The organism is Candidatus Thiodiazotropha sp. CDECU1 (genome assembly GCF_963455295.1).
GTDB lineage: Bacteria > Pseudomonadota > Gammaproteobacteria > Chromatiales > Chromatiaceae > Thiodiazotropha.
Genome location: NZ_OY734020.1, coordinates 3,274,171 through 3,297,668, shown reverse-complemented (window position 1 = coordinate 3,297,668; position 23,498 = coordinate 3,274,171). Strand labels below are relative to the sequence as shown.

The 23,498-nt window shown below is 47.1% G+C and carries 24 protein-coding genes and 1 pseudogene; 15 read left to right on the top strand and 10 right to left on the bottom strand.

Going from position 1 to position 23,498, the window contains the following annotated elements; translation table 11 throughout:
• The first annotated feature begins 257 nt into the window (after window positions 1-257).
• Window positions 258-806 carry a hypothetical protein gene (locus R2K28_RS14975; protein ID WP_316365616.1) on the top strand — a complete coding sequence of 183 codons (549 nt, stop codon included), beginning with the start codon at window positions 258-260 and terminating at the stop codon, window positions 804-806.
• Between the two features lie 209 nt (window positions 807-1,015).
• Here R2K28_RS14975 and R2K28_RS14970 read toward each other — a convergent pair whose 3' ends face one another.
• Complete coding sequence (locus tag R2K28_RS14970) at window positions 1,016-1,480, bottom strand: hypothetical protein (protein ID WP_316365614.1); 465 nt, start codon at window positions 1,478-1,480, stop codon at window positions 1,016-1,018.
• Between the two features lie 96 nt (window positions 1,481-1,576).
• On the bottom strand, window positions 1,577-2,011 hold the full coding sequence (locus tag R2K28_RS14965; RefSeq protein ID WP_316365612.1) for a hypothetical protein: 435 nt from the start codon (window positions 2,009-2,011) through the stop codon (window positions 1,577-1,579).
• A gap of 137 nt (window positions 2,012-2,148) precedes the next feature.
• On the opposite strand from R2K28_RS14965, the gene R2K28_RS14960 reads away from it, so the two are divergent.
• Window positions 2,149-2,577 (top strand): hypothetical protein, encoded by a 429-nt coding sequence (locus tag R2K28_RS14960; RefSeq protein ID WP_316365610.1) that lies wholly within the window; start codon window positions 2,149-2,151, stop codon window positions 2,575-2,577.
• Window positions 2,578-2,627: 50 nt separating this feature from the next.
• On the opposite strand, the pseudogene R2K28_RS14955 reads toward R2K28_RS14960, so the two are convergent.
• A pseudogene (locus R2K28_RS14955) lies at window positions 2,628-2,969 on the bottom strand (transposase); the annotation flags it as partial.
• Window positions 2,970-3,327: 358 nt separating this feature from the next.
• Here R2K28_RS14955 and R2K28_RS14950 point away from each other — a divergent pair.
• Entirely contained in the window at window positions 3,328-3,699 is a 372-nt protein-coding gene (locus tag R2K28_RS14950; RefSeq protein ID WP_316365608.1) for a PigN domain-containing protein, read from the top strand.
• A 484-nt stretch (window positions 3,700-4,183) separates the two neighbouring features.
• On the opposite strand, the gene trhA is transcribed toward R2K28_RS14950, so the two are convergent.
• Together trhA and R2K28_RS14940 are read right to left on the bottom strand one after the other, a co-directional pair.
• Window positions 4,184-4,846, bottom strand: a complete 663-nt coding sequence (trhA, locus tag R2K28_RS14945; protein WP_316365606.1) for a PAQR family membrane homeostasis protein TrhA — start codon at window positions 4,844-4,846, stop codon at window positions 4,184-4,186.
• Between the two features lie 317 nt (window positions 4,847-5,163).
• Entirely contained in the window at window positions 5,164-5,640 is a 477-nt protein-coding gene (locus R2K28_RS14940; RefSeq protein WP_316365604.1) for a YbhB/YbcL family Raf kinase inhibitor-like protein, read from the bottom strand.
• A gap of 69 nt (window positions 5,641-5,709) precedes the next feature.
• Between R2K28_RS14940 and R2K28_RS14935 the strand changes: the two genes are divergently transcribed.
• Together R2K28_RS14935 and R2K28_RS14930 are read left to right on the top strand one after the other, a co-directional pair.
• Window positions 5,710-5,937, top strand: a complete 228-nt coding sequence (locus tag R2K28_RS14935) for a hypothetical protein (RefSeq protein WP_316365602.1) — start codon at window positions 5,710-5,712, stop codon at window positions 5,935-5,937.
• An 83-nt stretch (window positions 5,938-6,020) separates the two neighbouring features.
• The gene (locus R2K28_RS14930) at window positions 6,021-6,515 is read left to right on the top strand and encodes a MarR family winged helix-turn-helix transcriptional regulator (RefSeq protein ID WP_316365600.1); all 495 of its coding nucleotides are present in this window, start codon (window positions 6,021-6,023) and stop codon (window positions 6,513-6,515) included.
• Window positions 6,516-7,040: 525 nt separating this feature from the next.
• On the opposite strand, the gene R2K28_RS14925 is transcribed toward R2K28_RS14930, so the two are convergent.
• Window positions 7,041-7,919: a DUF535 family protein gene (locus R2K28_RS14925; protein ID WP_316369752.1), complete on the bottom strand. Its 879-nt coding sequence runs from the start codon at window positions 7,917-7,919 to the stop codon at window positions 7,041-7,043.
• 425 nt (window positions 7,920-8,344) lie between these two features.
• Here R2K28_RS14925 and R2K28_RS14920 point away from each other — a divergent pair, with 425 nt between their 5' ends.
• Window positions 8,345-8,725: a hypothetical protein gene (locus tag R2K28_RS14920; RefSeq protein WP_316365598.1), complete on the top strand. Its 381-nt coding sequence runs from the start codon at window positions 8,345-8,347 to the stop codon at window positions 8,723-8,725.
• A gap of 45 nt (window positions 8,726-8,770) precedes the next feature.
• Window positions 8,771-9,748: an outer membrane lipoprotein-sorting protein gene (locus tag R2K28_RS14915; RefSeq protein ID WP_316365595.1), complete on the top strand. Its 978-nt coding sequence runs from the start codon at window positions 8,771-8,773 to the stop codon at window positions 9,746-9,748.
• A gap of 100 nt (window positions 9,749-9,848) precedes the next feature.
• Here the strand turns inward: R2K28_RS14915 and R2K28_RS14910 are convergent, their stop codons facing one another.
• A complete protein-coding gene (locus tag R2K28_RS14910; protein ID WP_316365593.1) occupies window positions 9,849-12,230 on the bottom strand; it encodes an AAA family ATPase in 2,382 nt (793 codons plus the stop codon).
• 761 nt (window positions 12,231-12,991) lie between these two features.
• Here R2K28_RS14910 and R2K28_RS14905 point away from each other — a divergent pair.
• Complete coding sequence (locus tag R2K28_RS14905) at window positions 12,992-13,786, top strand: enoyl-CoA hydratase-related protein (RefSeq protein WP_316365591.1); 795 nt, start codon at window positions 12,992-12,994, stop codon at window positions 13,784-13,786.
• Between the two features lie 172 nt (window positions 13,787-13,958).
• On the opposite strand, the gene sthA is transcribed toward R2K28_RS14905, so the two are convergent.
• Window positions 13,959-15,356, bottom strand: a complete 1,398-nt coding sequence (sthA, locus tag R2K28_RS14900; RefSeq protein ID WP_316365589.1) for a Si-specific NAD(P)(+) transhydrogenase — start codon at window positions 15,354-15,356, stop codon at window positions 13,959-13,961.
• 348 nt (window positions 15,357-15,704) lie between these two features.
• Between sthA and R2K28_RS14895 the strand changes: the two genes are divergently transcribed.
• From R2K28_RS14895 to R2K28_RS14880, 5 genes are all read left to right on the top strand, one after another.
• Window positions 15,705-15,947 (top strand): sigma-70 family RNA polymerase sigma factor, encoded by a 243-nt coding sequence (locus tag R2K28_RS14895; RefSeq protein WP_316365587.1) that lies wholly within the window; start codon window positions 15,705-15,707, stop codon window positions 15,945-15,947.
• A 29-nt stretch (window positions 15,948-15,976) separates the two neighbouring features.
• Window positions 15,977-16,165, top strand: coding sequence for a hypothetical protein (locus R2K28_RS20480; RefSeq protein WP_442871445.1), 189 nt, complete (start codon window positions 15,977-15,979; stop codon window positions 16,163-16,165).
• Between the two features lie 101 nt (window positions 16,166-16,266).
• The gene (locus R2K28_RS14890) at window positions 16,267-16,509 is read left to right on the top strand and encodes a hypothetical protein (protein ID WP_316365585.1); all 243 of its coding nucleotides are present in this window, start codon (window positions 16,267-16,269) and stop codon (window positions 16,507-16,509) included.
• 383 nt (window positions 16,510-16,892) lie between these two features.
• Window positions 16,893-17,720, top strand: a complete 828-nt coding sequence (locus R2K28_RS14885) for a type IV pili methyl-accepting chemotaxis transducer N-terminal domain-containing protein (RefSeq protein WP_316365583.1) — start codon at window positions 16,893-16,895, stop codon at window positions 17,718-17,720.
• 484 nt (window positions 17,721-18,204) lie between these two features.
• On the top strand, window positions 18,205-18,984 hold the full coding sequence (locus R2K28_RS14880; protein ID WP_316365581.1) for a type IV pili methyl-accepting chemotaxis transducer N-terminal domain-containing protein: 780 nt from the start codon (window positions 18,205-18,207) through the stop codon (window positions 18,982-18,984).
• A 208-nt stretch (window positions 18,985-19,192) separates the two neighbouring features.
• On the opposite strand, the gene R2K28_RS14875 is transcribed toward R2K28_RS14880, so the two are convergent.
• Both R2K28_RS14875 and R2K28_RS14870 read right to left on the bottom strand, forming a co-directional pair.
• Window positions 19,193-19,780, bottom strand: a complete 588-nt coding sequence (locus R2K28_RS14875; RefSeq protein WP_316365578.1) for a hypothetical protein — start codon at window positions 19,778-19,780, stop codon at window positions 19,193-19,195.
• An 18-nt stretch (window positions 19,781-19,798) separates the two neighbouring features.
• A complete protein-coding gene (locus R2K28_RS14870) occupies window positions 19,799-21,007 on the bottom strand; it encodes a hypothetical protein (protein WP_316365575.1) in 1,209 nt (402 codons plus the stop codon).
• A 352-nt stretch (window positions 21,008-21,359) separates the two neighbouring features.
• Between R2K28_RS14870 and R2K28_RS14865 the strand changes: the two genes are divergently transcribed.
• Window positions 21,360-21,725, top strand: coding sequence for an EthD domain-containing protein (locus tag R2K28_RS14865; protein WP_316365572.1), 366 nt, complete (start codon window positions 21,360-21,362; stop codon window positions 21,723-21,725).
• A 542-nt stretch (window positions 21,726-22,267) separates the two neighbouring features.
• Entirely contained in the window at window positions 22,268-23,485 is a 1,218-nt protein-coding gene (locus R2K28_RS14860) for a hypothetical protein (RefSeq protein ID WP_316365569.1), read from the top strand.
• Window positions 23,486-23,498 lie beyond the last annotated feature (13 nt).

The window sequence follows — 23,498 nt, the reverse complement described above, 5'->3', positions numbered from 1 at the left end:
TTTTGGCAAATTATGGATGGATGTCCTATTTATTTCAATTATGGATGGATGTCCTATTTATTTCTTTATTTTTTAAAAACAGCAACTTGGAACACGTCTTTGGCGAGGTCTATGGTGATTGTGGTAATATTTTTCATGGTATGGGCTCCGTTGGTTTTGGTCGACCTGTCACTTTAGCGAGATTTCAGCTTAAGGTGGAGGAGTCCATACCATTGAGACACGGGGTCTCGTTAATAAAGCTGTTAGAAGGATAGGTTATGGGTAAAGATGAAATCGTTGCAATAGCAGTTCGATTGTTTTCAGTAGCTCTTGCAATATACGGCCTGAAAAACTTACCTGGCATGGTTGCTTATTTTAACCAGGAAGAAATGCAGGGAGCGGTATATGCGTTTACGGGGATAACAGTTCTAATATTTGTTATTGCATTATTACTATGGCATTTCCCACTGTCTGTCGCGAAGAAAATAATTCCAAAAAACAATTCAACTATCAAAGCTACCGAATGGAATAGTAATGAGTTATTGATCTGCGGCCTCATAATCTTAGGAGTATATTTTCTCTTTTATGTGGTATCTGATGCAATTTATTGGTTTTACGTTTGGAAATACTCAATATCATTTGAGGGTTCACGTATAGAGTTAAATATTGATCAAGTTGCAAGTATTTACGCAACAATAGGAGAGTTTGTGGTCGTGATTATACTATTACTAGGTTCTAGTGGAATTGCCAATTTAATTATGAAGTTGCGACATGCAGGAATAAATCCTTCTAACCAGTCAAATCCAGCCGTTGCCAAAAAGAAATAAACCAGACACCCATTCCTAAAATATAACAGACAACAGAACGAGATGCTTGTGCCATCTAGGTACCCGCACTAAAGTCTTACGTCTTTTTCTGATAAAACCACTTGATGGGTGTTAGTGATATGCGACGAGATATAGAAAACACGCAGAGTAGGCCGCAGTGATACCTCAGCTTGCGCTGATGCAGTTGGTTTTGGATCGGTGAGTATTATTTAAGTGAGCAATAGACGCACAGCCCCGAGATTCGGCGTGCGTCGATACTCCAATTTCCGGCAGGTGGCCATGAGCCTGTGACTCATGCCGACCAGCCCCTTGAAGCGGCTCTCGAAATGCTGGGTCATGTAGAGCCAATGCTTGGTATCGATCTGTAACCGCTCAAGTATGGGCGGTTGGTTGTCATCTATATAGCCGCGCTTGTTTTCCAGGATGGCACGCCCTGTCCAATCGACCAGCGCAAGATAGTCAGTTAGCCGAAACGGCAGGCCCTTGGGCATATCCTGGCGAGGGTAGCCGACGAAGGGCGCTAGGCCGTCGGGTGATTCATTATCGTCGAGAGGTTTCTGAACGCGTTTGAGTTGATCTGTCCGTTCTGCAATGGAGGTGTATTCCGATGTCTCCGGTGACTGTGCCAGCCCTGCCCTGACCGGATTGAGGTCCACATAGGCCATGCAGGCCATCAGCGCCTTTTCATCCAGCAGGGCCTGGGATTTGTAGCGGCCCTCCCAGTAGCGACCGGTGCAATCGTCCTCTTGGTTGGCTTGGCGGGCAATCGGTTAGTTGAGACAGCGCATGAACCAGCTGATGTCGTGCAGCCGTTTGCGCCATTTTGTCAGTAGTTCCGACACCGTTTCCTGCTCTGCACGGGTAATGGTGTCCTGAGAGAGATAACGTTGGACGAGTACAGGCAGCGAGAAGAGACGCTCCCAGCGTGTGATCACCTCCTGCTCACTCCACTCGACTGCTCGTTCTGTATCCACATGGAGGATGACATGGTAGTGATTCGACATCACGGCATAGGCGCAGAGGTCGATGGCGAAAACATCAGTCAGCAGTTTCATGCGATCGACGATCCACTGGCGCCGATGTTTATAACTTTTGCCGGTATGGGCATCCACACCGCAGAGGAAGGCGCGGCGCACGCAGCGGGAGACGCAGTGGTAATAGGGGGTTTCTTCCAGTAGAACAAGGGCTTTCCTTGGCTTGGGCATCGTATCACTCCTTGATAGCTGATGTGGGTTAGAGATTGCCAGACTTTACGGTTTTTGGCAAATTATGGATGGATGTCCTATTTATTCCCAGCTCGGGTGAGTGCTGTCGTTAGGAGTAAAAACAACGAGGAAATCACATGAAAAAAGAAGTATTGCTATCGGCTGCGCTTATAAGCCATTTATTGTTCGGTATCGCGCAAGCCGAAGATGATACTCGGCAACTGGTAGAGCTACCAGAAATGATGCAACAGCACATGATGTCAAATATGCGAGATCACTTGGTTGCAATAAATGAAATACTCGCAAATATGGCAAATGATGAACTCGACAAAGCGGCAGAAATAGCTGAATCACGTTTGGGTATGAGTTCTTTAGAATCCCATGGCGCTAGCCACATGGCTAAGTTCATGCCAGAGGGTATGCGTCATGCTGGTACAAGTATGCATAAAGCTGCAAGTCGTTTCGCAATAAAAGCACAAGAAGGAGAGGCTTTGCCTGCTTATAAAGCACTCTCTGAGGTAACGGCAGCTTGTGTTGCGTGCCATGCCGGCTATCGAATCCGATGAGTCAAATATCGCCTAACAAGCGACTGTGGCGTCAACCCTGCGATTAATGATCAGTAAGCCCAAGCAACTTGGTCCCTTACCATGGCATTCAACATGGTTACAAACTTACACATGCATGCCGTCAGAGCAACCTTCTTATGCTTGCCTTGATCAACGAGTTGTCGATAAAAAGCACGTAGGATTGGATTGCATTGGGTGGCACTTAATGTGGCCATATAAAGCGTTGTGCGAACACCAGCTCTACCGCCTTTGATGCGCCGCTTACCACGTGACTTTCCACTATCTCGGTTGATCGGTGCAACACCGACCAGGGCCGCTACCTGTTTGTTGCTTAGTGAGCCTAACTCTGGGAGATCGGCTAAAAGTGTATAGGCCAGCGTATCACCGACACCTGGCGCAGGAGTAAAGGAGACCCACATAAATCTTCTCGGCAGCAGGAGAAGAGCTGACACCGAGGCCAGCGTGCGGTGTTGCGTAGTTATTGTCTTGTCATGGCTTAGTGGGTATCAACCAGTTGGGTAATAGAGGCTTGAAGCGGCGGTCCAATAGATGGGTGTCCTCGAATATTCCCTCTCGAATACTATACTAGGATTGAATCTCCTGCGTGTTATTGCCATTTGTTCACCTGTTTATCGTCTGGAGTAATAATATCAACCCTAATCAGGTGGCCAAAATAACTATGCCACTACAGTGCAAGTGTTTTTTGACATAACCATGGGCTTTAATGGATATGTTAGGGCGTAAAAAATCATGATCTATGTAATCATAATATTTGGTTTACTGATACTTTTGGCCGGTATGATCATTTTGATCAATCCGGAAACCCTGTTAGGGCCAATCAGGGATAACTCCGACAAGCCTTTGCTTCAAGTAGTTGCCGTGGTTGTAAGATTGATCCTCGGTATCTTATTGGTATCCGAATCAGAATCATCCGGATATCCGATAGCCATCGAGATTCTCGGTTGGTTAGCAATTGTTGCTGCCATAACGCTAGCTTTGATGGGTCGCGAAAATTTCAAACGATTAATGTCATGGGCTCTTTCATTGATTGAGCCGTACGGACGTGTCGGGGGTGTTTTGGCGTCACTATTTGGGGCGTTTATTGTTTACGCTTTCATTTAGAGTTGATCATCGCAATCCTAACAATGTGTAAAGGAATACAATGAGTGCCTATATACCTGTAATTATTTGGCTTATCAGCGCAGTTATTTGCATCTACATCGCAAGAATACGTCATGTAAAGCCATCTTTTCCTCGGAATCTTGCTGTGGTTCTATTGGGGCCCTTTGCAATCCCCCTGGTGTTCCTTGCGAAACCGGAGGCAAGACTAGAATCAAAACAGTAATAGACGCAGATCTTTACAGTAGCGATGCCAATCAATACTCAGTTCCCGAGGATGACGAGCTGCCTCCAGGGATTGGACTGCTCTATCGTCTGCACGGTGTGGAGCAAGCACTGGCGAACTGGAACAGGCGCCAGACCGGTCCGGTCATTATTTAAGCTGAGTCTTTATGGCTGTGTACGGGTTGTTTTAGCAGTTCCGACGAGAGCCCCGCTGCTTGGAATTCTGCTGCAAGACTTCTGTTCCATGATGGTTGCAATATAATCAGCCCGCTGTCGGCGGAAGTACGTAGAATAAGATGGAAAAGAAGTGGAGCAGGCTACCAGCCATCACAAACAGATGCCACACCGCATGGTGGTAGGCGAGGCGTTTCCAGAGGTAGAAAACCACCCCCAGGGAGTAGCAGAGCCCGCCGGCCAGCAGCAGAACCAATCCGCCGGTGGCCACGTTATCGATCAACGGTTTGATGGCGATTATGGCCAACCAGCCAAGCCCAAGATAGAGGCTCAGAGATAGCCATTTGATACGCTGTTTGACAAGCGTCTCAAGTAGCACACCGAGGATGGCAAAACCCCACACCAGCCCAAACAGGGTCCAGCCCCACTCTCCGCGTAAATTGACCAGGGTATAGGGCGTATAGGTACCGGCGATGAGCATAAAGATGGCTGCATGATCGATGCGCTGCAGCACCCGCTTCACTCTCGGCTGGGGGATGCCATGGTAAAGAGTCGAGGCGGTATAGAGCAGAATAAGGGTGGCCCCATAGATACTGCTGCTGGTGATATGCCAGGCATTACCATATAGCGAGGCGAAGGCCACCAGAACCACAAGACCGGCAATGCTCAGTACAATCCCGATGCCATGGGTGACGGCATGGGCTATCTCCTCCCCAAGGCTGTAGGCGCTATCACTCAATTGGTTCACCATGGCCTCTCTCCTGGCTGCGTAAAGCGGCAAAGTGAGTCGATCCATACATTGCACGGTTGCCCGGTTTGCCCAGCCATCGCATTAGCGACTTTCTTAGTAGTTTTAAGTGTTGAGTCTTTAATTATTAATGGATGGGTTCGCTTCTTTCATGACTCTTTTGATTCTCTCATCATAATTCTTTTGCCACAGAAGACGCAACAAATGACCAAGGAACGAGAAGCGTGGTCTGGATAACTCAATGTTCAACACTAAAAAAACTTCTCAGTAACTTTCACGATTCTCATGTTCCCCTTCCCATGGCTGAGCCTGACAGGTGATCAGGCAGATTTGATATAGGTTCCCATCAGTACCGCCTCACCGATGACATGTCCTTTCATAGCGAGTTCCACCTCGACCTTGGTCGGTTTATCGAGACCTTGTAATACGCTGTCCAGGGCATAGAGTTTATGAAAGTAGCGATGACGGCCGATCGGTGGACAGGGGCCACCATAGCCGGTTCGGTTCCAGTCATTGATACCTTCACCGGTCCCGCTTGGAAGGGCGGCAGGCTTGATCGCTGTTGTCAACTCGCGGGTTTCGGGTGGCAGGTTGTAGAGCACCCAATGGACCCAGACCATTTTCGGCGCCATGGGATCGGGGGCGTCAGGATCGTCAACGATCAGCACCAGGCTTCGGGTATTCTCCGGCACCCCGCCCCATGCCAGCTGGGGCGATAGGTCGGCGCCTTGGCAGGTGTATTCGACGGGTATTCCATCACCGTCGGAGAATGCGTTGGAGATCAGAGTGAATGGCATTGCCATCTCCTTATGTCAATTCATGCTGGTGGGAATAAGTGTAGCCAATTCCCCTGGTAATGGGTACGCGTGGCGCGTTCAGATCTCTTCGGTGTCGGTGTCGGTGTCGGTGTCGGTTTCGGTATCACTGGCGATTGTCTGGGGGTTTGGGTGCCGGGTCCTCCATGCGACAACAGCAGGCAGGAGAGCCCCATCTATACCGATGGTGATCGACAGTATCCTCTATGGTCGCCCGATGGCAGCTGGATTACTGGGCCCTGTCTGACGCAGAGCAATATATCAATTAGATTGATATAACAAAATGCTCTATGCTCCGCTTTTCACTGATGTAAAAATATACAACTGTATTACTTAGGATTGGAGAAGGGGATTCGAGAGAGATGCCAATTGATTGTCAACCATCCGATGATTCAGTGGATTTTATAGAGCTTGACGAACTGCAGAACCAAGCGGACACTCCTTTGGGCGTGGCCTATATGGTCGGACGCCTGGATCGGGCATTGAGACGGAGTTTCCGCAAGGCGCTTGACCCGATGGGACTGACGATAGGGCAATATACCGCTCTCTCAGTTTTTTGCAGCAGCGGGAAGCTTTCCAACGCCAAGTTGGCCGAACGCACCATGGTTTCCCCTCAGGCTGCCAACGAGCTGATAAAGGGGATGGAGAAGAACGGTTGGATCATACGTAAACCCGATCCCAATCATGGACGCATCATCCATATCAGTCTGACCTCAGAGGGTAAGCGTCTGCTAGCCCGTTGCAACCAGGTGATCTCCCAGCTGGAGCGACAGATGCTTCACGGTCTCAATGACAAAGAGATCAAAGCACTACATGGGAAACTACGCAATGCTGTCGGTATATTGAGAGACCTCTAGGGCCTATCGGATTAGTGTTAACAGGCCCTAGTCCAAACAATCATCATTATTGGATCAAGAGATCACAGCTCGACTGATTCCCTCCATTCGTTGTCTTTGATTCTACATTCCGACATAGCATCTAATCCTCCCTTCCCCTATAGCATTGGTCAGTGGTGATGTGTATGGCACTTATCGGATAAACCAATTAGCGAGTCGTGGATACTAAGAGATTTGGTGAAGAGGTGTTTTGTCCTTGGTGTCGCTGGGTTTTAGACTTGTAAGTAGTTTATTTGTGTTTGCTACTCTCGAATGTGACTTGTGCTGTTTGGGCGCAGACGCTGACCGGTGGCTTGAAAGGCTTTGAAGGACAATCGGAGGCTTTTCACCAGCCGGTCAGCATCTGCATCGGGATGTTCCATATTTCTAACGAATCCATAGAAATATGAAATCTTGTCCACCCTTGTCTTTATAGCAAGAATTAAAGTCCCATCAAGGGCAGAAATGTAAAATTGTTATTATTACCAATGCCGTTGACAATCGGAATTATGTGGGATTTTGCGAAATGGCGCTGTCTGTCCGGTTTATGTGACGGTGATTTAACCCTTGCGACGGGGCCGTAGAGCAGTGTTGCTCACTATCTCGTATCCGGGATCCGAGCATTATCAGGCCGCTTCCTATCTCCTTTTCAAGCCTTTGAAGTAAGGAGTAGCGGTTTCGATACATGGATCGTTTCTTTGAGACGATGTTGCTCAAAGGTTTTCTTGGTGGTTTTAAGGGAAGTTCAAAAAAGGCATCATTACAGCGGATGCCGCTGCGATCAGACCAGACTTCATCATAGTTAACACTCGGTTCACTCATTTTGTCTTTCAAACAGTAAAAAGGATGCCTATGTTGCCTATGGGATTCAGACACGGCATATATTCTATTCACTCCAGACAATCGGCACAGCATCTGAAAAACCTCAATCATCAGGTCCCGCGGCCTGATGCCATAGGTTTTTTTTGTCATCTCCCGGTAGAGGTCTGTGATACCCTTCATACGCCGACCTTGTATGGCACCAATGATGGCGCAGACTTGTCCCTGTTTGTTTTTGTGAAACGAGAAGGCTATCGTGAAGACCCGATCATGACCGATAAATAGATTAAGGGTGATCATGCCCTCCCTCATGAATAGGTCATTTTTGTCAATTACTATACTAAGTCTAGGGTATATTTGGTGTCCATCTACGAGGACATGTTGACGGTTTGCTTTGTAATCAATCTCATACTTGAGCTCGGATAGGGTTACGAAGTGGTTATAGAGATGGTTGACTCTTGACGATATATTCCAACTCGAGCATTGATAGGGCCATAAGACACTAGGAATGGCTTCCGGGTGAGTCCTGATTAAGCTCTTGAATTGAGATAGTGTATCCCGCTCCATACGATAGATATCTTTGGAATTGAGGAGTGCCATGAAAAAGTAGAGACCGCGTCCTACGATAGGACCATATTTGAGGGGACTTAATTTTGCTTTTCGATGCTCTGGCCCAACAGTGATCTTTGAAGATGACTGCAAGATAAGAGATAACTGTTGCAACATTATTTCTGAATCCATTCAGCCGCATACCTTAGTATAATCATTCAATTCCTTATAGCACGGTATGCGTAAACTGAACTATGATACTCGCTATTTATGTGAATGAGTGCAAAATATCTGGTTTGTTAACATTTCGACTAAGGCCTGTTTTCAGTGGTTGATGCCAGCACCGGATGGTGGGTTCAGTTTGAGCAAAGTCGGAACTCCATAGCAAAAAAAATACAAAACGATGTTTAAAATATACAGTGACCATTTTTAGGAGTGTTTCCATGTATTTTGGATCGATTCGGATGCGCATAGCACTTTCCTGCTGTCTATCGATTTTTCTTTGCCAATCAGGTAAGGCCTTCGGTATCGATGCTGGTTACATAGATGCCGTCGAGGCTGATGTAGCAGAATTCACCACCAATGAGTTCAATCCGCCTGCCGACTCCAGCTGGTTGGGCAGTGCAGATAGTGAATCAACCAAGCTGATGGATTTGAATGGCTTTTCAGATCATTTACAGAACAAGTCTCCCGGTAGTTATATTTTCTATAAGAAGCTACCCGGCGAATACAAGGAGCGATTACTTAAGGACTATCTGGCAACAGGAGACCTGGAACGCGTCAAGCAGGATATCTTCAAATATACCCGTGAAGTGAAAAAGTAAGTCCCTGGGTGAGATAATCAGCTTGAATAAGTTATGGAGCGGAGTATGACAAAAAACAATCTCTCTTTGAATATCAGTGTCTTTGTATTCCTGTTTCTCGGATGGTATTCGGTCCAAACCCAGGCGGATGTGGATAGAAACCTTGCTTATCCGGCGGCCGATGCAGAACTGGATGCGGAAGATATTGCCAAGCAGGTCTATTTCGCCAATCACTTCTATGCCTTTTCTAACTTTTCCATCAAGCGCCGTGGTCGTACCCTTAGTGTACTGGTAAATAAGGCAGAAAATGGCAGCCCAATAACCATCGCAGTGGAGCGCCATCTGAACAATAATTATGACCAGGATGATGCCATCCGCTCCCGCGATCTGGCGATCTTCCACTCAGGAAATCTGCGTGGTACTGGCATGCTGGTCACTGAATACAAGAATGAAAAGAAGAGCAAGGATTATATGGTATGGCTCCCCAGATTGCGCAAGATCAGACGCTTCGCCCAGCCGCGTCAGGAAGATGCCTGGGGTGGCAGTGTCTTTACCTTTGGTGATGTGACACTGCGTAAGCCTGAGGATGAGACACATGAGCTGTTGGGCAGGAAAAAGATGCGCACCTGCCTAGGTATGATGGATGAGCTGGAAGGAAAATTATTTCGTTATACTGAACGTGTACCAGAGCGCAGCTGTCGTCAACTGGACAGAGAAGTCTTTGGGCTGAAGAGTACAACTAAATTTAAGAATTGGTGGTACGATTATCGGATCAGTTATGTGGATACAAATAGCTTTGCCGATTATCGGACTCTCTATTATAAGAATAATAGACTGATCAAGATTATCGACAGGGATTGGGGACTGGTAAATACAGAAGGGGAGGGTGACCCGAGAGCATTGTTCTGGAAGTATTGGTATGGCATCGATCTCAGAACAGGTCTGGAGAGCTTGGCCGTAATACCACGCAAAGTGGTAGAGATAAACAGCAATCGCAAAAATAGTTTCTGGACAGAGAGAACACTGCGCAAAATCAAACGCTAGGCCCGAGCATATCGAATAATAGATTTATGCGGCGACAAGCCTGCGTTTTGACGATTGTTGCTTTAATTGACGTGTCAATATGACTATCGCCAGTCTTCTCTTATTGTGTTGGGAAAAGTATTACTTCAACTCGCCTCACCACCTTTCTTGCGTCGATGCTCTCCAACCATGACGAGCCACTTTGGACTGACCCGACTGCCGTCACTTGAAATCGGTCATCAGCAATGCCGCGCAGTGTGAAATACTTTTTTACGGCCTCCGCTCGCTTTAATGAGAGGCGATAGTTGTAGTTTCCATTACCTTGAGAGTCAGCATAACCGGTGATTTTCAGGAAGCTGCTCGTCTCAAGCAACATTTTGTCACGGATCGATTTCAGCAGAGGTTGATATTCAGATGGTATGGCGGCTTTATTGAAGTCGAAATAGACTATGTAGCGTGTGGCCAGTTCAATATTCTCGTACGAGCTGACATCTGATTGTCCCACTTGCAATGATGATTCCTCAGCGACTAATGTATCACTTGCCTCGATTTCATCTTTCTGCTTCTTAACTTCAACCGTTTCTGCTTGTGGGGGTAATGGGGAAGTCTCCATATTTGACTTTTCATTAACTACCGTCAACGACTCCTTGGATAGATCTGAGGCTGGGTCTTTCTTGGGCGCCAATTCGGGTGGGCTATCCTGTGTTCCATTTTGTGGACTGATTAACTGTGGCTCCTGGTCATGTAAAAATGCTTTTAATTGATCGGGAACTTGTCTCATCATGAGCATTGCAATCAAACCGACGGTGACCCAAATGATCACATGCATGATTGATTTGAGTAAGGAATTTTTCTTGATTGTTGTTTGTTGAGGATGATCAGAGCCTTCACTGCGGGTTAAGATGATTTCAGGACAGTCATCAACCAATACTGAAGGTATTCGAAGGTTCTCGTCGACATTGATATTGTGTGTTGTATTCAGTATTGAAGCAGGCGGGAGTCTGTTTGTGGTTGTCGTGGAAGCATTACGATTTTGATTCCAGCCAGATGGCATCGACCGCTTTCCGCTGGACATAAACCATACTCCACCCCATCGATGATCACGATCTTCCGTAACTTGACTATTATCCAAATGGGTGGGTGATTGATAGATGGTTTCTTCAGCAGAGAAGGAAGATCTTTCCCGCTGATTGTCAGGAAAGAAGGATGTCATATCTACTGACTCCATTGAGCCATGCCAGATCTCGTCGGCATTGGGAAGCGTAAGTGCAGGTTCGTTATCCTGTTTGGTAGATTCTATCGTTGGTTCATCAAAAGGAAGCTGGTCGATGTCTGATGTGTCATCCTCTACTAATGCAGTGATGTCGGTGTCAATGTCAACAGGGTCTTCATCTCGCCATAGAAACCACTCGGAATCGGGTGATTCAAGCTTGGTATCGCTGTCGGGTGGAGCTAGATCGTTAGCTGGAGTTGGTTTTTCACTGATTGTACGGGGATGGTTATTGTAATCTGCCAGTTGTCCCTGATCCCAATGCTTGCCTTCATGGGTGGGTATCGCAACAGTCGCTTGATGGCCAACTGCATGGCTCAATACCTGCTGTTTTTGTTCATGATATTTACTAACAAAGTTTTGGAAGCTCTCCTCGCCGGCCAGAGTAATGCGCTCTTGATCAATCAATTCCTCTATGACCGTCAATGCATCTTCGTCGATCAGCTGATGTTTTTCTTCAAGATAGGCAAAGAGTAATAAATGACTCATCAAGTGGTTGATGTTTCTCGGTACACCTTGCGCCGCTAGGTGGAAGAGCCGGAAAATCTCATCCTCGATCTTGGGATCATCCTGCCAGTCAACGAGTTTCATTCGATGGGTAATATACTCTCTGGTCTGTTCTGGTGTCAGCGGCTCGATCTGGCAATTCGCAATGAGTCTCTGTTGGATATGTTCCATGTCAGGGCCGAGTAAGAGTCGCCGCAACTCATCATGGCCGACCAGTACTATTTGCAATAGGGAGTACTTCCCCTTTTGCAGGTTGGAAAGCAGTCGTAACTCCTCTAACCCGTTTACAGAGAGGTTTTGAGCCTCATCGAGAAACAGCACTGAGCGTTTTCCCTGCTCGTGCAAATCGGAGAGGTATTTGTTGATATTGGTGAGGAGTGTTGCCTTATTATAAGTCTCGGCAGGTAGTCCAAATTCGAGCGCCACCTTTCTCAGGAGTTCTTCCGCATGCAGTTGGCTGGTTACAAGGTTGAGGCAGTGGTATTTGGCTTTATCGAGTTCCGATATGACATCTCTGATCAATGTTGTCTTACCGGAACCAGGCTGTCCGGTTATCATGACAAAACCTTCACCCTGTTGCAGGGCATAGGCTAGATGAGCGGAGGCACGCAGATAATTATTATGGGCATAGCGGAACTTCTCGTCCGCACTCAATCTGAAGGGTGTATCTTTGAAGCCAAAAAAAGACTCATACATTTCGCTGGATTTCCACGAATGTTCCATCATTCTGCCAACCTGTGAGTCTACGTCATAGTGCAGATGCTTGAAAAGACCATGCCTGAGGAAAATTATAATTGGAATGTTAAATATATGCAGCGTTTTATGCAGCACATAAAGCTGCTGGTGCTGAGATGAGAAAGTATTATCAAGCGAGTCAAAGCGCTAGATCCCTAATCATAGTGATATATTTTGAGGTAAATCCCAAAAGTTGCGGTTATATAGAGGACGTTCAGTAGAGCCACAGATGTGACCAGGTGTACATGAAGAGAGTGTGTCAGTTAGGATTCAATAGTGTGATCACCTTCACAACATCTCAAGTACCCACTCTCCGGCAGCAGGGAATCGACAACAGACATATAACATTTATTTTTTTGCTTCTGCACCGTCAGATACTAATGTCGGTCTCCAGGTAGAGGGATTAGATCACTGCAAAGTGACGGTCTGTGTCAAGAGCAAATCAGTAGATTTCAATTCACCACTTCAGGTGATCAAAATGTCATTTCTTCACAATCTCCCTATAGAAATTCGCCTCTAAATCCTGGTCGGCTGATGCTGCTGGTGGCGCTCTTCGTCGAGCAGATGGTAATCTGGGTGCACCCAGGAGTCGACCCAGGAGATCGAGGCGAATATCAGGAGACGTCAAGCCGGGGCCAAATTTTTCCTCAACCGTACATACTAACCACCCGCTTACCCTAGCATGGATGGGCTGAAAATCACCCTATCCATCCAGGCGAGCACAACAAATCGACCAACCATAGGCCTCTAAAATGAATCCTCAATCCTATACAACCCTTAATCTCGAGTTGATCGAACCGGGCACCTATCTGCTGACCCTGAACAGGCCCGCCAGCCTGAATGCCCTAAACTCAGAAACCTTCAATGAGTTTGCCCTTGCACTGGAGGTTGTCGCGGACGATGTTGAGGCACGGGTGCTGTTGATCACCGGCGCGGGGGAGAAGGCATTTGTCGCTGGAGCCGATATCAGTGAGATGCAGGAAATGTCCCCTGTGGAGGGGATGGGGTTTTCCCAGACCGCCATGAATCTGTTTCGCCGCCTGGAGCTGTTGCCAATTCCGGTGATCGCCGTCGTCAACGGCTACTGTCTTGGTGGCGGTTGCGAACTGGCCATTGCCTGCGACTGGATCATCGCCTCGGAAAATGCGGTGTTCGGCCAGCCGGAGGTGAACCTGGGGATTACCCCGGGATTCGGTGGCACCCAGAGACTCGCCAGGCTCATCGGTCCCGCCAGGGCGATGGAGATGATTGTCAGCGGTCGTCATGTCAAGGCGGACGAGGCCCTGGCCTGGGGGCTGGTCAACCATGTCTATCCCCAGGATCGGCTGATGCAGGAGGCCCTTGCCATGGCTGAGCAGATTCTCCAAAAAGGTCCCTTGGCGGTTCGTTTGAGCAAACAGGCCATCGTCAGGGGCCAGGGCCTCGACCTGGACAGTGCCTGTCAGATCGAGAGCCAGTCCTTCGGTCTCTGCTTCTCCTCGGACGACCAGAAGGAGGGCATGGCGGCCTTTCTGGAAAAACGCAAACCCGAATTCAAAGGGGCGTAAAAATCCGCAAATCAACGTGTATGAATACAAATATTGTGTAGGGTGCGGCTTGCCGCACCGTTAAACCAAATGGATAGATCTGTGATGATGAAAGTATGATGGTGCGGCAAGCCGCACCCTACATATATAGAGTCATTAGCATCTATTTGCGGACAGTATTCTTTTTACAATCCTAGAAGATCCGGTTCAGGCCGTTGAGGGCCGCGACCCGGTAGGCCTCTGCCATGGTTGGATAGTTGAAGGTGTGTTCTGCGAAATAGAGCAGGCTGTTGGCCTCTCCCGGCTGGGCCATGATGGCCTGTCCGATGTGGACGATCTCGGACGCCCCTTCACCGAAGCAGTGGATACCAAGGATCTCCAGGGTCTCGCGGTGGAACAGCAGTTTCAGCATACCCACTTCGTGACCGGTGATCTGTGCCCGGGCAATGGTGCGGAAGCTGGCATGACCCACCTCATAGGGGACCTTTTGCGCAGTCAGTTCCCGCTCGGTGCGGCCGATTGAGCTGATTTCCGGCAGGGTGTAGATCCCCGCGGGAAAGTCATCGATGAGTTGCCAGTCGGCACTGCCGGTGGCGATTTGGGCGCCGACGAAGCGGCCCTGATCATAACTGGCGCTGGCCAGGGCAGGGGGGCCGACCACATCACCCACGGCATAGATATGGGGCTGAGAGGTGGCATAGGTCTTGTCAATCTCGATCTGACCTCGATGATTGACAGAGACACCGATCTCGTCCAGTCCCATGGCCTCGGTGTTGCCGCTGCGACCGTTGGCCCACAACAACACATCGGTCTTGAATTTTTTACCCGATTTGCAATGTAGCACCACCCCGTCATCCTGGGCCTCCACCCGCTCATACTCCTCATCGTGGCGGATCACCGTTCCTTGATTACGCATGTGGTAGCTAAGGGCATCGGTGATCTCATCATCCAGAAACGAGAGCAGGCGGTCGCGGGTGTTGACCAGATTCATCTTCACATCGAGATTGCTGAAAATGGAGGCGTACTCACAGCCGATTACCCCGGCGCCGTAGATGGTGATCGAGTCGGGAGTGCGGTCGAGACGGAGTACCGAGTCGCTGTCGAGTACGTTCGGATGGCTGAAGTCAACATCATCAGGGTGATAGGGCCGCGAACCGGTGGCGATGACAAAATGTTCCGCCTCGATCTCTTCGATACCGCCACCTTCCTGTAACACCTCAACCAGATTGGGGCCGCTGAAACGAGCGCGTCCATGGATCACATCCACCCGGTTGCGGGCATAGTGGCGCAGACGACTGCGCACCTGCTCGCTGATCACCCTGCCGGCGGCCTGAATCAAATCAGAATACTCAACCTGAACCTGGTCATGGGTGTGCTGAAACAGCGGATTGCGTCGAAAGTCCCGTAACATTTGGATATTGTGCCGCAGCGCCTTGGAGGGAATTGTACCCCAGTGGGTACAGCCGCCGCCGACCTTGTCGAAGGACTCGATGATCGCCACACGCTTGCCTGTTTTCACCAGTTTCATGGCGGCGCCTTCGCCACCAGGACCGCTGCCGATCACTACTACATCATATCGCTTGGCGCTCATTGACTCCCCATATCTCTGTTCTGGTTGGTTTAACAGGGCGCAGTTTAGCAGAAATCGATGGTGCATGGCGCAGGTGACGGGAATGAATGTGATGGATGGTGAAAGCTGAAAGGGTGAACTGAGAGAAGCGCTGATATCTGGAGTCGCATGCGGTTGAGCTTGTGGAACGTAGGGGGATAGTGACCGACTGCACCAGGAATCGTTCTAATGAATGTCGATAAGCAGGGAGTCTATGGATTCCTATATCAAGATAGCTATGGTTGAATGTGACGATAGCAGGCAACTTGAACGTTTTTTGCCGTGCAAAGTGCCTGTCACTTATGATGCCATGCCATTGGATGAAACAGCATGAATACGATTGAAGAAATATGGAATCATTACCACTCAAATCTGCTCGCTTTTATACAAAAGCGGGTCAATGATAAGACAGCGGCTGAAGATATTCTTCAGGATATCTTTGTCCGGATTCAATCGCGGATCGACACCCTTGAAAACCGGAGCAAGCTTGAAAGCTGGCTCTATCAAATAACAAGAAATGCCATCATTGATTTCTATCGTTCCCGGAAGCCTCTTGAAGAGCTGCCGGAGTAGCTAGAACAACCGCAGTTCAGCTCTCCAAGATCGAAGGGAGGACCCAAAAAGAGATAGCGGAAAAAGAAAGTATTTCACTTTCCAGGGCAAAGTCGCGTGTACAACGAGGCAGAGTGCTGTTGAAAACCATGCTTCATGACTGCTGTAAATTGGTAATTAACGCTATGAACCAAATAGTTGATTATGAGAAGAAAGATAACAACTGCAGGCAGTGTTAAAATGTTTCACTGATTTTGCGTCTTTCTCGTGATGTCTCCGTCTACCCGTATAGGAAGCAGAAATTGCTTTGTTTCAATTTCAATCATTAAAGGAGACACAGATGAAACAACTCAACAACGACGAAGTCTGCGAAGCGATACGTAGTCAATACGGCTACACAGCAGAGGGTTGCTGTGGAGGGCCGGCCCCGGAAGATGCAGACGCCTGCTGCGTGGCGGATGCTGAGGCAAAGGCGACAGGTGACGACGGCTGTGGTTGCAGCGCAGCACCGTCAAGTGATAACAACAGCGCACAAGGGGAATGTTGTAGCGCCACGGCACTTTTGATGGATGAGACTTCATAAGCACATTGCTGCAATTATGGGTCATTTACAGATGTTCACAGTTTGTTTTTGGCGTGTTCGGGGTATTTATTGGGCAACTGATATTATCGATTCATCAAAACAGGAAGTATGCCGCCATGTGACTACGGTTAACAAGCCATTCGAGCGGGACAGTCTGCGTCGTCACTTCGGCTGCCCCACATTTGTCTATATAAGATAATTCGATAGTCGAACTACTCAACTTACAATCCTTACAAGAAGTAGATTCCCAATAGTTCACCTACCAACAATTATAAAGCCGATTTATGAATAATAATAAACTGTTATTTATGTGTAACTCAGTGCGCTATTTAACATAGATCAAGGATGATGCCGACAGATCGTGTAAAGAGTCTATTGGTGATATGCGACCCGGTCAGTTCGACTATGTCTCAAAGGAAGTGCATATGTGTTGTCAAAAAATATATTATCTCATCCTGTTATGTCTATCTCTTTGTTTTCCAATCGGTGGTAGCGCAGAACCCATAGAGGATTATGCAGAGGCCATTAATCAGGCGGGACGCCAGCGCATGCTAAGTCAAAGGATGGTTAAGGCATTCGTCCAGATCGGTCAGCAGATTTTATTCGCCAATCCAAGAGAGCAATTGAATTCAGCCATTCGACTCTATCAAAAACAGTTGAACAACTTGAAGTCCTTTGCGAGTTCGGTAAATACAAAGCAAGCCTTAATGGAAGCGGAGAGTGTATGGGAACGTTACAGGCGTGTTGCGGGTGGGGCTGTCAATATAAAGAATGCAATAAAGTTGAACGGATTGAGTGAAGAGTTGCTTCAGGCGAGTCAGCAAGTCGTGCAGGCGCTGGTACAGGAGGCTGGAACGGAAAAGGCGCATATTGTCGACATTTCCGGACGACAAAGAATGTTGTCCCAACGGATGGCGAAATACTATCTATTCCTCTCTTGGGGAGTGGAAGATCCACAATTTCATAGTGAATTCAAGAAAGCAGAATTGGAATATTCCCAAGCATTAGCGGAATTAAACGGCTCATCCCTGAATACAGTGGAGATCAAGGAGGTTCTCGACAAAGTGAATAAACAGTGGCGTTTTTTCCAACTGACGAAAATAATGGATAAGGGTCAATATCTTCCATCAGTGGTTGCACGTACCACGGAGAAACTTTTACAAGATATGAATCAGGCTACTGGGATGTATGCGAAAGTATCAGTTATGTAACAATAGATGAGTTGGATGTATACGAGATAAAGGTGCGACACTCGGGTGTCGAGATGAATGTGAGTGATACGATCTGAAAGGCAAGTTGAAACTGACAGGTAGAAGCGTTCTAAATTGAAACCGTATCGGAGATTTTCGACTTGTTTAACCGATAAGCCGTGGGTACAGAAAAAGGTGAAATATTTTTATTATCAGACCATCCTTGTGAATTAACTGATTAAATCTTTGCCATACGGTGCCGCTCTATATCCATACAAAAATAGGTATTAATAGATGCGTTTTATAAGGGTCCGGGCCTATAGGAGCGAAAAACGAACTGTCCTGTAACGATTTCCAGGACAGACCTCTTAACATAGGAGTTAAGTGTGCCCCCTCAATTGCTGTGTGCACCGCCGATCATATCCAACTCGATATGAATGCCATGATAAACGACGGATGAGCAAGATGTGAGATCACTTTTCCACGATGTATCAGGAAAAATATTATGAAGATCACAGGTTATCTATTAACCCTCAGCCTAAGTATAATATTCAGCCTCTCATTTCCCACCTATGCAGCTGAAGTCGATCTGGCCGAAGCAGTAAACAAGGCAGGCAAGCAGCGAATGCTCTCGCAAAGAATCGCTAAGGCTTACTTTTTTCTAGGCGGACATGTGAGACGCGACAAGGCAAAACAACAGCTGCAAAGCAGTATTATCGAATTCAAAAAAAATCACTCTGAGTTAAAATCTGAAATAAAAAGCCAGGATGTGCAGAAGGTACTGGCTTTGCTGGATATTGTAATCGATGACTATGCCAAATTGGTAGGTCTCCCTTACAATCAGGATAATGCAACCATGGTACTTGACCTGAGCGAGACTATTTTAGAAGTCAGCCAGGATGTCGTGATGAAGATCGAGGCACTTTCCAAACTGGAAAAACCGAAGGTCGTCAACATTTCCGGCAGGCAGCGTATGCTCTCTCAACGCATTGCAAAATACTACATTGCCTATCAATTGGGTTTCCAAGATCAGGATTCAATCAATCAACTTAATAATGCAGTTAATGATTTTGAATCAGCAATGGTTATCCTGAAGACCGAAAATATCAATACTTCTGAGATCACTGCGGAGCTCATCAGTGTTACCCGCCTTTGGCGGGTTATCCGTCCATTTTTCCTGGATGTTGAGAAAGGGGGGTTGCCCGTCACCATATTTGCGACCACTGACCGTATCATGGACTACATGAACACCATTACCGGTATGTACGTGAACGCCACTGGCTAGCAAGGTTGGGAAGATTTATACCCTCCCTTCAATCTAAAATACCTGAGGTACTGGGTAACGCTTAGCTCGGTAAGACTTATGCAACGATGAGTGTTGTCGTTAGGTGATTTCGGTGTCTTCGGGATCTGTATATCGGTTAACAGCGGATACAGTTCATCTTACCCACGCACTGAGCACACTATGAGCAGTACGTATTAATCAGTGTCTACTATTTATGGGTACGACTAACTGTCTTGCCAAATATCTTTGCGCGATCATTGATTGACCCGCGCACCGGTTTTGGGTATTCCTTTCGATTTTTGATTGGTTTATAAGGGCCTGCTTTATTTTTAGCGTAGTTTGAAAAATATTTAAATGGCACCCATGAAAACACGGACAGCTCTTTTTTTCGATCACCGATATTGGAGATCGCGAATATTTCGGCATACTTTAGTTTAGTGGCGCTCATGTATAAATGAACATTCTCAGGTTTTTGCTGTATCCCCTTCCATGACAGCTGTTTCACTCCTAATACATCGGCAGTGAAAGGTATACGTCTAAGGCCTGATACATTCAGTTCGTAGAAGAACTTTTTCGAGTATCCTCCACAGAGTTTGGTCATATCCATTGATATGATGTATCCGCTGCCTAAAGCAGAGCTTTGATGACGTTCAACCATCTTGACCACCTTCCCGGTTCTGCACCATTCCATGAATTCTGTCTTTATTTGGCCTTTAGACCTATAATTCTTGGGCAGAAAGCCACCTGCATCCTCAAATTCACCTGGATTTCTGTTGGCAGTGCGATAAATCAACATCTTTGAAATACCTCTCCTTTAATTTAGTTTGCACCCACGGCCGGAGTAGGTGCCGGTATTACCATCCACATCACTCCATGAGCCGCTGACGATGCCGCTGGCTTTGTTCAGGGTGCCGGTAATGGTGGCGTCGACCACGTTGCCATCCATGATCTGTGCAAGCAGCGAGGTACCGGTGAGTGAGCCGGTAAAAGAAACGGTCTCGTTCTGTGTGCCATCCGAAGCATATACTGTATGCGCTATTCCCGTTACGTTGTCATTACTGTCGACATCGAAGGTGAACAGTCCGTTGGAGGTAACCGGCGAACTCACGTTGGATGAGAAGCTGCCGGTAAAGCGATAAGTGGCGTTTGCAGCACCTCCGATACGGCTGCCTGAGAAGGTGCCGGATTCCGCTGTAGCGGAGAGATTCCAGTTCCCGGCGAGGGTGTTGGGGCTGTTGAATTGACCGCTGAATGTGGCGCCGGAGGAGACATCGCCGCTGATGAAGGTGGCGCTCTGGTCGTAGCTCACCGAGGTGGACCCCGTCAGGACAAGCAGGCCATCGAAGGCACTGTAGGCAAATCCGGAAAGCAGGCCGTTGGAGGCATCGACCAAAACCCCGAAGGGACCACTGTCATCGCCCCCGAATGTGCCGCTATAGGCGCCGGCCCTGACGCAGCGCAGGGTCGATTCCAGGTGGCTCCGGGCCGTGGTGGCGTTGGGTAGTGTGTGGCTGGTGCCGTCAGCGGATGCCGTGTCGGAGATGATGGAGGAGAGTTCCGACTGCAGATTCGCGGTGGTGAAGTCAACCGCCGACCAGTTTTCGGCAACAGTCTGCACTGCCGACGATATGTTGATGCCGTTACTGGAATCGCCATCGTCATCGAGCATCAGCAGAAAGCGGACCAGGTTCAACACCTCGGTGGAACTACTGCTGCCCCCTGCAACCAGGTCGACCGGTGTAAGGACTGACCTGCCGGTGGCGCTCCCCAGGGTGACGTTGCCCAGATTGAAACTGACCTGTTGGCCCACCTCATAGATGAAACTACCGTCACTGCCCGTTGTGCCGCTCTGCGCACCCGAGGTATAGGTGATACCGGAAACGTTGTTGTCCTTGAACACGCCGGTTGCCGTTGTGGGATTGGAACTGCCACCACCACCGCCGCCGCCACCACAGGCAGCCAGCAAAAAGATTGACAAAAGTAATATCAGCTTTGTGGTAAATAGGGTTGTTCTAAAAGCCATAACCATCCTCCCGTTTTTTTCTACTATTCATATGGATAAGGATCTCGATGAGATACCATCATGACTGATCACTAAAGGATTCCCCCTGGTCAGTTAGTTGAGTGTAGTGTATGGAGTGGCTTTTGGATTAACGTGACGTCCGTAAAGATTGATCCAGGTCAATTAATCTGATCCCCTTTGATTCTGCTCTTTCAATGGTCTCGATGGATTTTCAGACTTGCTCGATATCACTGACTTCGCGGCAGCGAACTTGCTACCGGGTCACTACCTTATAAATCCTGTGGTGCTCATTTGCTGTTACTGATTACTATAATGAAACAACAGACAACATTCAGAAAAACGAGGTATAAAAATGATCAAATTCGTTATGTGCTTGACTCGACATCCTGATATGACGCGTGAGGAATTCAAGGATTACTGGATGAACAGACATGGCCCGTTCTTCATGAGCAACGCTGAAGCGATGGGCGCCAGAAAGTATGTGCAGGCTCACACGTTAGAGACCCCTTTGAACGAAGGTCTGAGAACGTCCAGGGGAATGCTGCCTGAATATGACGGCACTGCGGAGGTGTGGTTTGATTCGGAACAGGCACTTATGGAGGGGTTGAGTTCACCGCAAGGGCAGAAACTTGCGCCTGCGCTTACGAAAATGTCAAAGCAGTGGCGATTATTAAACTACAAGCACAATTATCAAAGTACAGATATTTTTGCGTTGTAAATGATCAAAGCCCTCATCACAATGATTTTGTTGTTATCGTCCTTCAGTATCTCTGCCGAAAGGCCCGATGGTTCTGTCTATCTTAATGGAGAGGGGAACGAAAGGGGTGTTAGCCGTATTTACCTGTTGGGCCACAGCATGGGAAGCCGTATGTCGAGTGCGTTTGTGTCGACGAATCCAGGTCATGATCTGGCTGGGCTGATTGTCATAGTTGCCAAATCTTGATAAAGAAAACAATTTCAACTAATAGATACCAGGTTGAAATACTCGAGTAAAAAAGTGAGTTATTCGAAAAAACTGGTAAGATAGTGATAAATAGTATAAAAAATAATTAAACAGGGAGGTTGCATACCTCAATCCCAGTCTCCCACATACATTTCAGAGTTAACTTGTACGATCTTTCCGCATAGGTACATCGTGCATACAGAAGGATGAGAATTTGTAGTCAGTTTATTCGTCAAGATAGTAATGTGTGAGGACTATGAGCTGCCTCTTATTTACATAAAAGTGATATATTTCAATAAGTTTAGAGAGCTATTTGTATGCAAAAGTGCTTCGTGATTTCCCCTTTCAAAGAGCCATTCAACGACTATTATAAAAAAATCTATAAGCCTGCTATAGAAAAAGCAGATCTTAAGGCTGAGCGAGGTGACGAAGTCTATAGTTCAAGAGCAATCATTGATGATATTTTTAACTCTATTATTGAAAGTGAAGTGGTGTTATGCGATGTAACAGGTATAAATCCAAACGTTATCTATGAATTGGGAGTGGCACACGCATTAAAAAAACCAGCCATAATATTGACGCAGAGTGTTGACCATGTTCCTTTCGATTTTCGTCATCTTAGGGTGATTTCATATGACACAAAACAGGTAAAGTGGGATATTTCCCTAGGTGATGAAATATCAAAAACAATTCTCTCTCTAAGAAGCGATCCTAAAAATGGTCTTGCATGGAATCCTCAGATAGACATCGATTCTGATTACGTGATGACTAATAAGGATCAAAATAATGAAGTAGATCAATGTTCCGCTGATTGGAAAATATATAAGAGAAAGAGTCGTAGAGAGGGTTCTGATATTTTTTCCGCTGATTCTTCTGATCTATATTTTCTTCTGTTATCAGTTCAGGATTGTGAGAGAAGTAGGATTCTCGTTGAAGATGTTCGAGCTGCAGATTTCTCAACTATTGCTATAGAGGCAATGTACGACTTAATGGGTACTTGGGATTTACTCATAAAGTTTCGCTCATCTATTGATCCAAATGAATTCAAAGAGAAGGTTCTTGAGAAGTTGATCGCGTCTAAAATGATGCAAGAATCTGAAGAAGAGATATTTGGTCATCGAAGGATGATCAATGTGGTTTCACAATCAATGGATCTAGCAGGCCTTCTAGAACCACGAGAAAATGAAACTATTTATCATACATTGTTACCCACAAGTGAAGAATATGATAGGTATAGAGCTTCTAGAGCTTTTTTGTTCTTAGAAGCACTCGGAAACCCAAAAGATGAACAGCGCAAGAATTATATACGTGAACTGTCGAAGGCAATGAATGGAAAATTAGGTGGTGATATAATTGAATCCGTTTGTGAAGGTGAGTCAGAAATTGTAATTGAGACCTTTTCAAGCTGTTCCCAGTCGAACCACATAAATCATGTAAATAAATCCGTCGAACGAGTGCTAACAACCCACGGGCTACAAAAATATACACTGACTTGCTATTTCTATGATGAAAATGGTCTTTTATCTCGCACATGAATATAAGCAGAGG

What these genes read in the sequence shown, in the direction of transcription:
- R2K28_RS14905 (WP_316365591.1), top strand. Translation starts at nt 12,992, where the DNA reads ATGAATCCTCAATCCTATACAACCCTTAATCTCGAGTTGATCGAACCG.
- R2K28_RS14875 (WP_316365578.1), bottom strand. Translation starts at nt 19,780, where the DNA reads ATGTTGATTTATCGCACTGCCAACAGAAATCCAGGTGAATTTGAGGAT.
- R2K28_RS14860 (WP_316365569.1), top strand. Translation starts at nt 22,268, where the DNA reads ATGCAAAAGTGCTTCGTGATTTCCCCTTTCAAAGAGCCATTCAACGAC.
- R2K28_RS14940 (WP_316365604.1), bottom strand. Translation starts at nt 5,640, where the DNA reads ATGCCATTCACTCTGATCTCCAACGCATTCTCCGACGGTGATGGAATA.
- R2K28_RS14870 (WP_316365575.1), bottom strand. Translation starts at nt 21,007, where the DNA reads ATGGCTTTTAGAACAACCCTATTTACCACAAAGCTGATATTACTTTTG.
- R2K28_RS14930 (WP_316365600.1), top strand. Translation starts at nt 6,021, where the DNA reads ATGCCAATTGATTGTCAACCATCCGATGATTCAGTGGATTTTATAGAG.
- R2K28_RS14965 (WP_316365612.1), bottom strand. Translation starts at nt 2,011, where the DNA reads ATGCCCAAGCCAAGGAAAGCCCTTGTTCTACTGGAAGAAACCCCCTAT.
- sthA (WP_316365589.1), bottom strand. Translation starts at nt 15,356, where the DNA reads ATGAGCGCCAAGCGATATGATGTAGTAGTGATCGGCAGCGGTCCTGGT.
- R2K28_RS14975 (WP_316365616.1), top strand. Translation starts at nt 258, where the DNA reads ATGGGTAAAGATGAAATCGTTGCAATAGCAGTTCGATTGTTTTCAGTA.
- R2K28_RS14920 (WP_316365598.1), top strand. Translation starts at nt 8,345, where the DNA reads ATGTATTTTGGATCGATTCGGATGCGCATAGCACTTTCCTGCTGTCTA.
- R2K28_RS14950 (WP_316365608.1), top strand. Translation starts at nt 3,328, where the DNA reads ATGATCTATGTAATCATAATATTTGGTTTACTGATACTTTTGGCCGGT.
- R2K28_RS14865 (WP_316365572.1), top strand. Translation starts at nt 21,360, where the DNA reads ATGATCAAATTCGTTATGTGCTTGACTCGACATCCTGATATGACGCGT.
- R2K28_RS14890 (WP_316365585.1), top strand. Translation starts at nt 16,267, where the DNA reads ATGAAACAACTCAACAACGACGAAGTCTGCGAAGCGATACGTAGTCAA.
- R2K28_RS14970 (WP_316365614.1), bottom strand. Translation starts at nt 1,480, where the DNA reads ATGGCCTGCATGGCCTATGTGGACCTCAATCCGGTCAGGGCAGGGCTG.
- R2K28_RS14880 (WP_316365581.1), top strand. Translation starts at nt 18,205, where the DNA reads ATGAAGATCACAGGTTATCTATTAACCCTCAGCCTAAGTATAATATTC.
- trhA (WP_316365606.1), bottom strand. Translation starts at nt 4,846, where the DNA reads ATGGTGAACCAATTGAGTGATAGCGCCTACAGCCTTGGGGAGGAGATA.
- R2K28_RS14915 (WP_316365595.1), top strand. Translation starts at nt 8,771, where the DNA reads ATGACAAAAAACAATCTCTCTTTGAATATCAGTGTCTTTGTATTCCTG.
- R2K28_RS14925 (WP_316369752.1), bottom strand. Translation starts at nt 7,919, where the DNA reads ATGGAGCGGGATACACTATCTCAATTCAAGAGCTTAATCAGGACTCAC.
- R2K28_RS14910 (WP_316365593.1), bottom strand. Translation starts at nt 12,230, where the DNA reads ATGATGGAACATTCGTGGAAATCCAGCGAAATGTATGAGTCTTTTTTT.
- R2K28_RS14895 (WP_316365587.1), top strand. Translation starts at nt 15,705, where the DNA reads ATGAATACGATTGAAGAAATATGGAATCATTACCACTCAAATCTGCTC.
- R2K28_RS14960 (WP_316365610.1), top strand. Translation starts at nt 2,149, where the DNA reads ATGAAAAAAGAAGTATTGCTATCGGCTGCGCTTATAAGCCATTTATTG.
- R2K28_RS14885 (WP_316365583.1), top strand. Translation starts at nt 16,893, where the DNA reads ATGCGACCCGGTCAGTTCGACTATGTCTCAAAGGAAGTGCATATGTGT.